The organism is Halococcus dombrowskii (assembly GCF_022870485.1).
GTDB classification, from domain to species: domain Archaea; phylum Halobacteriota; class Halobacteria; order Halobacteriales; family Halococcaceae; genus Halococcus; species Halococcus morrhuae.
The window spans coordinates 128,937-142,515 of the sequence record NZ_CP095006.1 but is presented as its reverse complement, the minus strand read 5'-3'; the positions used below and the strand labels follow the sequence as shown (position 1 = coordinate 142,515).

Genomic DNA, 13,579 nt, shown 5'->3' with positions numbered 1-13,579 from the left:
GCGTCACACGCACCATCAAGCGGCTGGCGGGCATCAGCGGTGGCGAGGTCGGCGTCGAAAGCAATCGAGAGTATACTGTTCACGAATGCACAGTCTGCGGAGAACGATTCGATGTTGAAAGGACGATTTGCCCTAACTGTGAAAGTCAGATTAGCCGAACGAAAACCGTTGTCCCGTACACACTTGTGAATTTGTTTGTTGTGCTTGTGGCGACTGGAATTCACGCTATACGGAATATCCTCACCGGCAACGTACCCCCAGAGTAAGAATACAAGTTCCATCTTCAATTCATACTGTCGGACAGATCTGATCGAGAACCTGTGACGTGAAAATCAGCTCGCTGCAGCGAATTTCGGAATCGAGTCCTCATGTGCTACTGTCTGACAGTGTCAATTACATTGTGGAGATTCCCTGATCAGAAGTGATGTAAACATTCTACGTTACCTCCGGCAGCAATCTTGACCGCCTTGCGACGCGATCGATTAATTGAACCATCCGCTTGCTGACGGTGTGGCCACGGCGTCAATCGTCATAGCGCTGGCCGAACCGGAGTACGGCGACCAGGTGGTGCAGTTCCTGACCCGCTGGTCGCCCGGTTATTCGTCCGAAGAATATTCCTCGGAGATATGGTCCATTCGCGCAGCCATGATGAAGTCGGTTTCAAACAGTCCGTCGATTTTGTGGGTCCACATCTTGACGACGACTTCGCCCCATGAGAGATGGAGATCAGGGTGGTGAAACTCTTCCTCGGCGAGCTCGCCAACCTCGTAGGTGAATTCGAGAGCGTCCCGGAAATCCTCGAACTCGTAGGTGCCTTCGAGGTGGTGTTCGTCCACGACCTCCCACACTGACCCATCGATATCGTCGTGGAACTCGTCGATCTCGTCGCCCGTCAGCGGGTCGTCGTCGCTCGTACACGCCACGCACTCGCGCTCGGCAAGTTCGGATTCAGTCATATTGGTGGATTGGCCGCGAGCCGATTTATATGCTCGCTCTACACCGGCTACTGCCGTGCGAGTACACTACTGATGTGAGAATTCCGTGGGATGAGTTCTCTGACAGGCCCAGGGTTGCTGATAGCTTACCTTGTTGCAGCGCTAGCTGAGAGTGTTCTCAGCTGCTTTCTGCGGTGTTTCCGTGAGACTTGTGGGGATTTGGATGCCCTCTTGCGATATGAGGTCGAAGCGGCCGCTCGCGCGACAGTGTAAGAAGCTTGCCAAGCAGTACGTCGACGACTCGGACGTACCCGCTGTCGCCGAGAGTGGTCAGCGTAACATTTGGACATCTGGGAGAAACGTCTCGATCCAATCAACCGCAAAGCTCAGTCGGTGGCTCAAGCGAAGAAACGTCTCGGTGAGGAATTCTCGAAAGTGATCTTTGTCCTCGTAGATCTCTGGCGAGATCTCTCGTTTGAGACTTTTCCAGAGCGGCCCGATTGCGTTCAATGTCGGCGAATACGGCGGGATGAAGACGAACTCGATGCCGAGTTCGTCGGCCCGTTGTTGGGTGAGCTTCGCGTGATGGGAGCCGTAGTTGTCCACGACGAGCAGAATCCGCCCTACCGGATTCTGCTCGCGTATCTTCTCCAAGGCTTCACAGACGGTCTCCTTGATGATTCGTTCACCGAACGAGATCGTGCTGTTCCCAGTCAGCGCATAGAAGCCGAACGAGCGCCACGGAGCTGTCACCAGCGGTTTCTCGATTGTCACTGTTCGGTCGTACGACTACATCCGCTGAGAGTTGTCAAACGGCTGCGGCCACGACTCATCGAAAGAACCCCAGCACGACGGGACCAGCCTCCTGTTCCTCGACATCTTTCTCGCCGAGCGCCTTGGCGAGGCGCTCGGCGAGGATTTCCTCTGCGTTCTCGGGACTGCGGGGATCCATTGGACGTGGTTTGGCGTAATGCATCCCGCTCGCGCGTAACTTCCGGCTCAGGTGTGCCGGGTCGTAGATCACGCCATAGCGTTCTTCGATAAGTGTGTGGATCGCTCGTGGCGTCCAGGGCTGGCCCTCTTCGAGGATGTCACAGAGTTCGGCGAACTGCTTGTTGGTGAGCTTCGGCGGCCGGCCGCCGCCGAAGCCCGGTCGGAGGCCTTCGACGCCTCCTTCGTTCTGCTCTATTGAAAATGCGGTACGGGAGTACGATCATAGCGTCTTGGCGAGTTTCTTGATGTTGTTGAGCGCGAACAGAAGAACGATCTCACGAAACTGGCGATACCAGAATCGCGAACGCAGGGCGGAGTCCTGCGTGTATCTGTTTAGCGGAACAGCCAAGTCGAAATCGTAGCTCTCAGGGAAGAGCAGGACGAACAGCTGCTAATCGTGCTTTCCGGGCCTGACGGATCGCCGAGGTCAAACGACCCGGCGATCCGTTCTGTGGATCGGACGATCCTCCCCCAACGAGATTTCGCTCTTCTCGCTGAGAACGCGTTTCTTCGCCAGCAAAACGCTGCCCAAAACGAACGAATCGAAGAGCTCGAAAACCGCCTCAAGAAGTACGAAAACGCCCACACACCGTCTAGCAAGCAGGGCGGTGCTGGACAACAGCCACAGAATGAGGAGTCAGAACAAGACGACGAGAGCGACGAAGCTGGCGGCGACTCCGACGCCGCCAGCGACTCCTCGTCCGGACCCGGACGCAACCCCGGCCACGAAGGAACGACCCGGCCACCACCCGACCCGGACAGGACCGTCCGGGTCGGGGAGGCGTACTGTCCCGATTGCGACCGCGTTCTCACCGATCCCGACGAATACGTCTCCCGCGTTATCGTCGATATTCCGCTCCCTATTCCAACCGAGGTCACGAAATACGAGCTCGGAAAGCAGCAGTGCTCCTGTGGCAACGAAGTCGTCGCCGAACATCCTGACTGCCCGGAGACCGGGCGGTTTGGGCCACACTTGCTGGCCCAAACCGCTCTCCTCCGCTATCACGGCCGGCTTCCGCATCGGAAACAGGCCGAACTCTTCGACTGGCAGCTCGATCATCCAGTCTCACCGGCAACGATCTACAACATGACCGAGCGGGTCGCAGACCGGCTGCGACCCGCGTACGAGGACGTTCGAGCCAGCGTCCGTGACAGCGACGTCATCTACTGCGACGAAACCGGCTTTCCGGTTGACGGCGACCAGCACTGGGTCTGGACGTTCGTGACCGACGAGGACGTCTTCTATACGATCGACGAGAGTCGCGGCAGTCAGGTACTGGAGGACGTCCTCGGCGACGAACTCGCCGAGGACGCCACCTTGAGTTGTGACGGCTGGTCGGCATATCCGAGCTATCACGGGAAGCTTCAGCGTTGCTGGGCGCATCTGCTCCGGGAAGCGAAGTACGTAGCTGAACGGCACGAGGGGGCTGAGCCGGTCTCGGAGGTACTGCACGACCTCCACGAGGATTTGACCGCGTTCGACGAGGAGGACCCGCCCGCCTCCGCCCGCGAGCGGAGGCGGGCGCAGGCCTCGCTGTGTCTGGAGGAGTTGATCAGAGCGGACTACGAGGCTGATGAAGTGACGCAGTTAGCCGAGAAGATCAGGAACGGGCTGGGAAGTTGGCTGACGTTCGTCACGGAGCCGGACGTTGATTCGACGAATAATCGCGCAGAGCGCGCTCTGCGCGAGCAGGTAGTGATGCGGAAGATGTTCGGCGGACTCCGGTCGGAAACCGGAGTCCGCATCCACGAGACACTCTCGACGATGGTAGCAACCTGGGAACGCCAAGGACTCGATCCGCCGGATCAACTGACGTCGATGCTCGGAGGAGAGCAACCAGAATCACGTGCAGAGGCATCTACGAACAGACTGCGCTAAACAGGTACTCCTGCGTTCGCTTGACCGTCGAATAAGACGTCTCGGACATCCATCGCTGGGTGTAGCCCTTCGCTCGGATGAGCGCGTTATTCGCAACGGCCATCGGTCTCGATCCTTGATGGTGAACAAGGTATTCAACGTCTAACGCAGCGATTTCGCATTCGGTGTGCCAGTCTTGGAACCCGTTGTCAGCAGCGACTGACCGCAGGTCGTCCGCGTTCCTGCGGACGACCCGCGGGCCAGCCTTCGTGTCGTGTTCACGCTCGATACAGCAATGGACGTCCAGCACTGCAAGCGACTCCGTATCGGTCAGCGTCGTCGCCTTGATCGTCTTGACGGTGCGGCCGCTTCGCTGGAGATAGTACTGAGAGGCCTGCTTGCGCTCGAAGAACGTACTGTCCAGTGCCACATGACCAGATTGGCGGAGTTGCTGCGCCGAAGTGCGCAGCAACGCCCGCCAGACGTACATCGCGTACCGATCAATCGAATGGTAGAACGTGGTCGGATCAGGCAGCGCGTCTGTATGGAGTCCGAGGAGATCGCACACCTCAGGCATGAGACCGATCCGATCAACAAGTTCGGTGAAGGTGTGGCCTTCTTCCTTCCGAATACAGTGAGCGACGATGTGCGCCTCGCGGGGAAGCCCGCCTGATTCGGGCTTCCCCGCGTGCTTCCCCAACGCTTGTTTCGCTACGCGTAGTGCCTTCTCAACGAAGTCGAGGAGGACGATTGCCATATCCGACTCTTCGGCTTCATCTCCTCAAACCAATACCGAACAATCCCGACGCCGTGTGTCGTTTTCAATAGAGCACTTCGTTCCACGCTTGTGCCCATCGCCGCGTCGTGGATGGGGAGATCCCGACGCGATCGCCGGCTTCCTCGCGCGTATCACCAGCGTAGAGATTCTTCACGTAGCAGAGCCGCCGGACGAGATGCGTCTCGTCCGCCTTTTGCGCATCTGCAATCGCTCGATCAAGCTCATCACTCGACAGATGCTTTACCAACAGACCTCGCTGATTGTTCTTCATCACCATAGAGAGGCTTCTAAGGGATCAATTCTTTCGCAGATGTACGTGTTTAGCCCCGAGCGATTTCGGTAGTCTCTCCTAGGTCCCGTACGAGCAGTGCAGTAGGTCGATGCAACAGGCGAACGAGTTCATCTTCGAGGGATGGTCTCCGGATCGGAGACCATCCCGTTTCATCTAATTATGACTCCGTCGAAGCCAACCAAAGAAGAGATACTCGACCGCCTTGCTGCGCTTGAAGAAGAGAACCAGCAGCTTCGGGAACAGGTTGAGGAGCTCGAAGATCTCCGTAAGGAAAACAAGCATCTCAGAGCCAAGCTCCGGTGGTACGAAGGACCGCATACACCGCCAAGCAAGGAACAACCAGGCGATGAAGAGTCGTCCTCGTCCGAGAGTGATCAGCGCAACCTCTGAATGTTCGGCAGGAATTTCTCGATCCAGTCAACAGCAAAGCTCACGCGGTGGCTCAACCGAAGAAACGTCTCGGTGAGGAATTCTCTGAAGTGGTCTTCGTTCTCGTAGATCTCTGGCGAGATCTCTCGCTTGAGACTCTTCCAAAGTGGTTCGATCGCGTTCAGCGTCGGCGAATACGGCGGGATGAAGACGAACTCGATGCCGAGTTCGTCGGCCCGTTCTTGCGTGAGCTTCGCGTGATGGGAGCCGTAGTTGTCTGCCACGAGCAGAATCCGCCCGACCGGATTCTGCTCACGAATCGTCTCTAACGCTTCACAGACGGTCTCTTTGTTGATTCGTTTGCCAAACGAGAGCGTACTCTTCCCAGTCAATGCATAGAAGCCAAACGAGCGCCACGGAGCGGTCACCAGCGGTTTCTCGATCGTCACCGTTCGGTCGTACGACCACATCCGCTGGGAATTGTCGAATGGTTGTGGCCACGCTTCATCGAAAGAAACCCAGGACGACTGGATCATCCTCCTGTTCCTCGGTATCCTTCTCGTCGAGCGCCTCGCCGAGGCGCTCGGCGAGTATCTCATCCGCGTTCTCGGGACTGCGCGGATCCATTGGACGTGGTTTGGCGTAATACATCCCGCTCTCGCGTAGCTTCCGGCTCAAATGAGACGGATCGTAGGTGATGCCGTAGCGTTCTTCGATGAGTGTGTGGATTGCCTGTGGCGTCCACGGTTGGCCTTCCTCGAGGATGTCACACAGTTCGGCGAACTGCTCGTTGGAGAGTTTCGGAGGCCGGCCACCTCCGAAACTCGGTCGGAGTCCATCGACGCCGGCGTCGTTCCAGGCGTGTGCCCAGCGGCTGCTGTTAGCCTGTGAAACTCCGACGCGTCTGGCGGCTTCTTCGAGTACATCGCCCGCGTAGAGATTCTTGACGAAACACAGTCGGCGGACGAGCCGGGCCTCGTCCGCCATCTGTGCCTCATTGATCGCTGTATCGAGTTCGGCTTCGGGAAGATGCTCGATCACATCGAATCGGCGGTGTCCAATCATGAAGTCAGTAGGCGCTGTGAGTATCCATACTTTGCGCAGACCACTCGGGGACGAGGACGACGAACAGCCGCGTACTGACGGCGGCACGCCTGGTCGAAAAGCCGGACACGAGCCAGAATGGCGCGATGCTCCTGATCCTGACCAAGAAATTGAGGTCACGTGTGACTGTTGTCCTGAGTGTGGCGAACAATTTGACGAGTCGGCGGGCGTCAGCCCCCGACTCGTCGAGGAACTCCCAGACCCACAGCCGCCAGGTCACCCAGTACAACCGCCACCACTACGAGTGTCACTCCTGTGGGACAGAAACTGTCGCCTCACACCCCGACTGCCCCGATGAAGGGCAGTTCGGGGTGAACGTCATCGCTCAGTCAGCACTTTCTCGGTACGATCACCGCCTTCCCTACCGGAAGATCGGCGACCGCTTCGAGCAACTGCACGGGCTGGAACTCTCAGGCGCGTCCGCGTGGCACGCGACCGAGCGCGCTGCGCGCGCCGGTCGCTGTGAGTACGAGCAGATCCGCTACCAGATACAGCAAGCCGACGTTGTCCACGTTGACGAGACTGGAATCAAACGAGACGGGGAACAGGCATGGATCTGGACGTTCACCAGCGAAGACTACACGCTGTACGCAGTCAGGGAGAGTCGAGGAAGTGATGTTCCCGCAGAAGTCCTCGGCGATGACTTCGCGGGAACGGTCGTCTGTGATGGGTGGACGGCGTATCCGGCCTTCAGCAGCAATCTCCAGCGGTGTTGGGCACATATTCTACGGGAGGCTGAAGACGCCGCCGAGAAGCAGGCGGAAGGCGAACCAATCTACCGTGCCCTCAAACAGCTGTACGTCGCTCTCCAGACTCGGCTGGAGAGCGACTTGACAGTCCGTGAACGGGCAGAACTTCAGCGTGTGGCACGAAGAGAGCTTGAATCGCTGATTGGGCGGTCAGTACCCAACGGACCAGTGGCAACACTGCTCGGGAAGATCGAAGGAGGTCTCGACCACTGGCTCACCTTCGTCGGTGAGCCAGCGGTCTCCCCAACGAACAATGCCGCTGAAAACGCGCTTCGTGAACCGGTAGTTCTCCGGAAGCTCATCGGAACACTTCGGAACGATCGCGGTATGTTCGTGCATGAGACGCTGCTGTCCCTGCTGGCGACCTGCCGCCAGCAGGGACGCAATCCCTACGAAGAGTTCAAGCGAATCGCCCAAAACAACAAGATGATTTCACGAGCTCAGGCTGTACCCGCTGTTGCGTCCTCGGGGTAAACACGTACTCGCAGATCACTCACGGTGACAGCGGGTACGCCGAGTGGGTCCAGATCGCTCTGATTCTGATGCGTGTCGAACTCGACAAGAGTCTCCGTGAGACCGAAGCGTGATTCAACGATTCAACCGTTATCCTCGACGAATTCGGCCTCGAACGAGTACCGCACTACAGTTCGTTCTGCCGTTGGGAGCAGCAGTTCCAGATGAGCGAGCTACGCCGCCTGCTCCGCGCTTCGGCAGAGCAGGCTGGCTGGAGTGGCGAGGCAGCCATCGACGTCAGTGGCTTCCAGCGCGATCAGACCAGCTACCACTACCGTAATCGTGCTGATTACTCCTTCCAGTCGCTGAAAACGATGCTCTATTGAAAACGACACACGGCGTCGAGATTGTTCGGTACTGGTTTGAGGCAATGAAGTCGAGGAGTTGGATATGGCAATCGTCCTCCTCGACTTCGTTGAGAAGGCACTACGCGTAGCGAAACAAGCAATAGGATAGACCGGTAGTCATACGGTTTCCTCAACATTCATTTTCACTTGTTTTAGCGCTTTGGCAGCATCTCCATCGACTTCGGTCAGACGCTCCTCAATTTCCGTAACGATGGTTGTATCCTCTATTAACGCTAGATTGCTCTGTACAGTAAATATCGACGCTTGATGGGCTGAATGAGCAAGAAATGCACCGGTTCCAGCATCAGCAAGAGCATTCCTATTTCCGTTTGCCGTCACCACTCTTGCGTGTTTGAGGATATCAAGACAGGTTTCGGCTATTTCGAGAGGTACCTCGGCAGCCTGGCGTGATTTCTCTTGAATTAGGTCGGTACGATCCCCATTGTTCGATGTTTCGAACGCGGTCTGCAATTCGTCAACGGCCATTGAATCTTCATCTGCGAGTTCCAACAAACGGTTCCGGTGATTTCCAAGTTCGTCACGGATGCCGGTTAGCTCAGTTTGAGCGTCGGTATACCCATCCTTTTCTATTGTGTGAATACACACCATTTCACAGAGTGCCGCTCCGGAAGCACCACCGATGGCAGCGACTGCACCGCCGCTTGGTGTTACGGCGCTTGCTGCAACATTTCCGAGGAATTCATTGATTGTCTGGTTAGCGAAGGTCACATCTGACCTATCGATGGAGAGGGTCAAATATCTGTTCCGACCAGTAGTTTGCGCTGTCTAGTTGTCAGCCTTTGCTACCCCATTCTTGTTCCATGCTCTGGGGACTTAGCAGGCTTTCATACCATCAGTGTCCTCTATCGTGATCTTGCGCCACCGTCAGTGTCTTCCATGCGGACAGTATACGCTGGTGGCTCTGGTGGGTCCTGAATTCAATCATCTGATTCTACAACCGTCCTCGGTGAACTCGAATCGGTTATTATTTCTAAAATTATAAATGTAAAAATCACCCCACAGAGGACAAGCACAGCTGTGAATGGTTGTTCGACGCCAAGACCAATAACCATCAAGCCAAGGAAGATGAGTGCGATCGCCGGTAGTGCCATCCCGCCTGGTGCCTCGAACGTCGGGGTCACATCCGTCCGATATCGTCGTAGTCCGATCAACGAGAGCACGTTGATTGCATAGGGTAGTACTGTTCCGACGAGCGACGCAAGCACAATCTGATCGTAGAGACCGCGAACGAGAACGAGTCCGAGCGCGGCCACCGCGACAATGGCGACCGAGACAACTGGGGTGCCGCTGCGGGTGCTCACTGTTGTGAATGCTTTCGGAAGCAGTCCCTGTCGGCCCATTGCTACCAGCACCCGTGCACTGGAAGAGATCCCGATCAGCATTGTAGTAAAGATTGCTACGAGCGCTGCAAGCGGCACAAGATACTGTCCGATCGTACCGATTCCCACGTTCACTGCGAGTACAGAAAGTGGGGCGAACAGGACTGTCGAATCTGCTGTGATTGACGCTGTTGGAATCACAGCGATGAAGACGATCATCATCACGGTATAGAGAAGCGTAACAGCAAGCAACGATCCAAGAATCGCACGGGGAATTGTCCATGCTGGCCGCTTTATCTCCTCGGCGCTCGCGGGGATCACCGTCCATGCACCGTATGCCGAGAGCGTAACACCCATCATTCCGAAAAATTCGCTTGCACTACCGGTGAAAAACGGTGTAAATCCACCACTCGCGCTTTTGAGGTCACCAAGACCAGCCGCGACGAGGAATACCAACACTGCGAGAATGAACGCTGTCAGGACGAGCGTCGTCCGTTTCGTGAGGTTAATCCCAAACAGCGTGACCACGAAGCTCGCTGCCACTGCAACAACCGGGAGCACCACTGTATGGCCCGCAATCCCTCCTAACCCGGGTAGCTGACCGAAATAAGTGGTGACAAACCACGCGGAAATTGAAATCCCGAACGTCCAGCCGATAACGTAACACACACCCTCAATGTAAGCAAAAAACCGTCCTACAATCGGTCTCTTTCCAAGGGTTTCAGCCGGAAATACCGCTGGGCCGCCTTCCCTGGGAAACGCTGTCGCAAGTTCAGTATAACACAACGCGATTGCAGTCATCCCAACGCCGGCAGCGAGCCACGCGAGCACCGCTGCCGGCCCAGCCTGTCGGCTCGTAACCGCTGGATAATAAAACACCGCAGGCCCAATCATCCCGCCGATACTCATCAGGAGAAGATCTTGTAACCCGATTGTCCGGGAGAATTCTGTGGTCGCACCGCCGTCGGTCCGCGCTGGCATGAATAGATGAAGTGACCGTCAAACAGATAGGTGTACCGAATCAGTTATCCATGATGAAATCGTGATGGTACAATTGCCGGATGACATGGAGTCGATGGCGTCTCTAGATCGTTTAACGGTAGGTTGGCACGTTGACAAAGATACAGTTTGAAATCCTAACAATTTTCTTTGACAACTATCGACTGAACAGCGCTGATCTTAACGTTAAATATATAGTTTATAAAACTACTAAAATATTAAAGATATGGTACGTATATCTATTCGGAATGCATCTGTGTTCGGTGGGGATCATTTCTAATACAGCCGAAACTTTAATGATCATACATAACAATTCCGGACTGCGGAGCAAATAACCCATGTACAAGATCATTTGTGAGAAGTGTGGTGAATACGGTTTTCACCCCTCACGGATCGGTGCAGAATCACAGGCTGAAACGCATACACATGAAACTGGTCACTCCTCACATATTGAGCCAATGACTGAGAACGACATCTCCTATTAACCGCCAAGGACCTCCACCGACCGATCCGGAAGCAGTTCGAGGATATCCTGCTAGATGAGTGTCTTTCTGACTTGTTCGGGTTCTGCGAGCTCGAACTTCGTCCGGAAGATGGTGGAGGATCGTGTTGGTGTGGGACGATTTCTCTGAAATCTCGCAGAGATGACTAACTGAATTCTCGTCGGCAGTGCGTGGTCTGCGAAAGAATTGAACCCTACCAGAACAAGTGGGAGAATCTCTACTTGACTTCGCACGTTAGACGAACATTCCCTCAATCTGGTGCATTAGCTCGTCGGTGCTGCGGTCGGGACTGTTGAGTGCCCAAGAGAGAAGGTTTTGAACGCTTTCGCGGAAGGAACGCTTGATGTCGTTGCGAAGTGAACTCGCGTGTCCGAGAATCGTTCTAAGGGCGCTGTGTGCAGCACCGAACTTGAGGAGACTGTAGGCCAGCATCAGCAGGTGCCAGTGCTAATGACCCAGGTCTGCCCTGAAAACCAGATCACAATCACGGGGTTAGAAGCCCGTTACTGCTAATTCACAGCGAACACGATACCAGTGAATAGAGATTTATATGCTCACGATCAGAACCGGCGTATTCAGGTATGTACAAGCTGAATTCAGCCACCGATAACATGATCCCGAACAATTACGGTAAAAGATACGGTAAACACTAGACTGACTTAGATCGGCGTACACTATGTGCACGGCTCTCTGAGGGTTTTATTTCTCTTCTGCGAATTCACTTTCAGATCTTCTCTCACCCATTACTGCAACAAGACCGGTCACGTATGTCTTGGCGTGGTGTTTCTGTCGCGTCGAGAAACACTCGAACTGGTCGATCGGTTCAGTACATGATAGGAACGACGTTATCGGCAGCATCCACGTTTCACACGCTCTATACGGGCTCTAACGAGATAACGTGCGAAGTCAAGTCTCTATTAAACCGCTAGATAGCACTGGAATGAAGCGACAGCAGTGCCAAGCCTGAGTAGGTAGTCATAACTTACGCAGATCACTCCACGCCGACGAGGACGTCCCAGATGTCCTCAGAATCGATATCAGCATTCTCACCAAGGTCGATATCGATCTCCTGTACGTGTTTAGCCCCGAGCGATTTCGGTAGTCTCTCCTAGGACCCGTACGAGTAGTGTAGTAGGTCGATGCAACAGGCGAACGAGTTCATCTTCGAGGGATGGTCTCCGATCCGGAGACCATCCCGTCTCGTCTGGTTATGACTCCGTCAGAGCCAACCAAAGAGGAGATACTCGACCGCCTTGCTGCGCTTGAAGAAGAGAACCAGCAGCTTCGGGAACAGGTTGAGGAGCTCGAAGAGCTCCGGAAGGAGAACAAGCATCTCAGGGCCAAACTCCGGTGGTACGAGGGACCGCATACTCCGCCAAGCAAGGAACAACCAGGCGATGAAGAGTCGTCCTCGTCCGATGGGGACGAGGACGACGAACAGCCGCGTACCGACGGCGGCACGCCTGGTCGAAAAGCCGGACACGAGCCAGAATGGCGCGATGCTCCTGATCCTGACCAAGAAATCGAGGTCACGTGTGACTGTTGTCCTGAGTGTGGCGAACAATTTGACGAGTCGGCGGGCGTCAGCCCCCGACTCGTCGAGGAACTCCCAGACCCACAGCCGCCAGAGGTCACCCAGTACAACCGCCACCACTACGAGTGTCACTCCTGTGGGACAGAGACTGTCGCCTCACACCCCGACTGTCCCGATGAAGGGCAGTTCGGGGTGAACGTCATCGCTCAGTCAGCACTTTCTCGGTACGATCACCGCCTTCCCTACCGGAAGATCGGCGACCGCTTCGAGCAACTGCACGGGCTGGAACTCTCAGGCGCGTCCGCGTGGCACGCGACCGAGCGCGCTGCGCGCGCCGGTCGCTGTGAGTACGAGCAGATCCGCTACCAGATACAGCAAGCCGACGTTGTCCACGTTGACGAGACTGGAATCAAACGAGACGGGGAACAGGCATGGATCTGGACGTTCACCACTGAGAACCACACGCTGTACGCGGTCAGGGAGAGTAGAGGAAGTGATGTTCCCGCAGAAGTCCTCGGCGAGGACTTCGCGGGAACGGTCGTCTGTGATGGGTGGACGGCATATCCTGCCTTCAGCAGCAACCTCCAGCGGTGTTGGGCGCATATTCTACGGGAAGCTGAAGATGCCGCCGAGAAGCAGGCAGAAGGCGAACCGATCTACCGTGCCCTCAAACAGTTGTACGTCGCTCTCCAGACCCGGCTGGAGAGCGACTTGACAGTCCGTGAGCGAGCAGATCTCCAGCGTGTGGCGCGGAGAGAGCTTGAATCGCTGATAGAGCGGTCAGTTCCCGACGGACCAGTGGCAACACTACTCGGAAAGATCGAAGGAGGCCTCGACCACTGGCTCACCTTCATCGGTGAGCCAGCGGTCTCTCCGACGAACAACGCCGCTGAAAGTGCGCTTCGTGAGCCGGTGGTTCTCCGGAAGATCATTGGAACACTTCGGAACGACCGCGGTATGTTCGTGCATGAGACACTGCTGTCCCTGCTGGCGACCTGGCGCCAGCAGGGACGCAATCCCTACGAAGAGTTCAAGCGAGTCGCCCGGGACAATGAGCTGATTTCACGATCTCAGGCTGTACCCGCTGTTGCGTCCTCGGAGTAAACACGTACGATCTCCTTATCGAGGATGTTGACGAGAAAGTTAAGCACCTGCTCTTCTGTGAGTTCGTTGGCTGCTTGATCCGGTCGCATCAACCGAGACCAAGCAGCCCGTTCACTAACCCACTTTGTGAGGTACTGACACTGGTACTGATCGCATTACTA

General features: G+C 55.9%; 10 protein-coding genes and 6 pseudogenes. 5 read left to right on the top strand and 11 right to left on the bottom strand.

Features of this window, described 5'->3' with window-relative positions; genetic code table 11:
• Nucleotides 1-596 precede the first annotated feature (596 nt).
• The 5 genes and pseudogenes from MUK72_RS14995 to MUK72_RS20320 all read right to left on the bottom strand — a co-directional run.
• A complete protein-coding gene (locus MUK72_RS14995; protein ID WP_244705906.1) occupies nucleotides 597-956 on the bottom strand; it encodes a 4a-hydroxytetrahydrobiopterin dehydratase in 360 nt (119 codons plus the stop codon).
• 309 nt (nucleotides 957-1,265) lie between these two features.
• On the bottom strand, nucleotides 1,266-1,709 hold the full coding sequence (locus MUK72_RS14990; protein ID WP_244705904.1) for an IS630 family transposase: 444 nt from the start codon (nucleotides 1,707-1,709) through the stop codon (nucleotides 1,266-1,268).
• Nucleotides 1,710-1,764: 55 nt separating this feature from the next.
• The gene (locus tag MUK72_RS20260; protein ID WP_280518331.1) at nucleotides 1,765-1,887 is read right to left on the bottom strand and encodes a hypothetical protein; all 123 of its coding nucleotides are present in this window, start codon (nucleotides 1,885-1,887) and stop codon (nucleotides 1,765-1,767) included.
• Between the two features lie 60 nt (nucleotides 1,888-1,947).
• Nucleotides 1,948-2,124, bottom strand: a pseudogene (locus tag MUK72_RS20455) (helix-turn-helix domain-containing protein); the annotation flags it as partial.
• Between the two features lie 24 nt (nucleotides 2,125-2,148).
• Nucleotides 2,149-2,253 (bottom strand): annotated as a pseudogene (locus MUK72_RS20320) (IS5/IS1182 family transposase); the annotation flags it as partial.
• A 72-nt stretch (nucleotides 2,254-2,325) separates the two neighbouring features.
• On the opposite strand from MUK72_RS20320, the gene tnpC (MUK72_RS14980) reads away from it, so the two are divergent.
• Nucleotides 2,326-3,807 (top strand): IS66 family transposase, encoded by a 1,482-nt coding sequence (gene tnpC, locus MUK72_RS14980; RefSeq protein ID WP_244705900.1) that lies wholly within the window; start codon nucleotides 2,326-2,328, stop codon nucleotides 3,805-3,807.
• A gap of 13 nt (nucleotides 3,808-3,820) precedes the next feature.
• On the opposite strand, the pseudogene MUK72_RS14975 reads toward tnpC (MUK72_RS14980), so the two are convergent.
• Together MUK72_RS14975 and MUK72_RS20450 are read right to left on the bottom strand one after the other, a co-directional pair.
• Nucleotides 3,821-4,543 (bottom strand): annotated as a pseudogene (locus MUK72_RS14975) (transposase); the annotation flags it as partial.
• A 64-nt stretch (nucleotides 4,544-4,607) separates the two neighbouring features.
• On the bottom strand, nucleotides 4,608-4,835 hold the full coding sequence (locus tag MUK72_RS20450) for a helix-turn-helix domain-containing protein (RefSeq protein ID WP_425311095.1): 228 nt from the start codon (nucleotides 4,833-4,835) through the stop codon (nucleotides 4,608-4,610).
• 141 nt (nucleotides 4,836-4,976) lie between these two features.
• Here MUK72_RS20450 and MUK72_RS14965 point away from each other — a divergent pair.
• Nucleotides 4,977-5,234 (top strand): annotated as a pseudogene (locus MUK72_RS14965) (hypothetical protein); the annotation flags it as partial.
• Here MUK72_RS14965 and MUK72_RS20255 read toward each other — a convergent pair.
• On the bottom strand, nucleotides 5,231-5,761 hold the full coding sequence (locus MUK72_RS20255) for an IS630 family transposase (RefSeq protein ID WP_275039324.1): 531 nt from the start codon (nucleotides 5,759-5,761) through the stop codon (nucleotides 5,231-5,233). The pseudogene MUK72_RS14965 and the gene MUK72_RS20255 overlap by 4 nt on opposite strands.
• On the bottom strand, nucleotides 5,730-6,290 hold the full coding sequence (locus tag MUK72_RS20250; RefSeq protein ID WP_275039323.1) for an IS630 family transposase: 561 nt from the start codon (nucleotides 6,288-6,290) through the stop codon (nucleotides 5,730-5,732). The genes MUK72_RS20255 and MUK72_RS20250 overlap by 32 nt, the downstream gene beginning before the upstream one ends.
• 64 nt (nucleotides 6,291-6,354) lie before the next feature.
• Between MUK72_RS20250 and tnpC (MUK72_RS14955) the strand changes: the two are divergent.
• Nucleotides 6,355-7,552 (top strand): annotated as a pseudogene (tnpC, locus tag MUK72_RS14955) (IS66 family transposase); the annotation flags it as partial.
• A 14-nt stretch (nucleotides 7,553-7,566) separates the two neighbouring features.
• Nucleotides 7,567-7,911 (top strand): annotated as a pseudogene (locus tag MUK72_RS14950) (transposase); the annotation flags it as partial.
• A 144-nt stretch (nucleotides 7,912-8,055) separates the two neighbouring features.
• Here MUK72_RS14950 and MUK72_RS14945 read toward each other — a convergent pair.
• Entirely contained in the window at nucleotides 8,056-8,667 is a 612-nt protein-coding gene (locus MUK72_RS14945; protein ID WP_244705896.1) for a cyclodeaminase/cyclohydrolase family protein, read from the bottom strand.
• A 209-nt stretch (nucleotides 8,668-8,876) separates the two neighbouring features.
• Nucleotides 8,877-10,259 carry an APC family permease gene (locus MUK72_RS14940; protein ID WP_244705894.1) on the bottom strand — a complete coding sequence of 461 codons (1,383 nt, stop codon included), beginning with the start codon at nucleotides 10,257-10,259 and terminating at the stop codon, nucleotides 8,877-8,879.
• 1,731 nt (nucleotides 10,260-11,990) lie between these two features.
• Here MUK72_RS14940 and tnpC (MUK72_RS14935) point away from each other — a divergent pair.
• A complete protein-coding gene (gene tnpC / locus MUK72_RS14935; protein WP_244705892.1) occupies nucleotides 11,991-13,418 on the top strand; it encodes an IS66 family transposase in 1,428 nt (475 codons plus the stop codon).
• Nucleotides 13,419-13,579 lie beyond the last annotated feature (161 nt).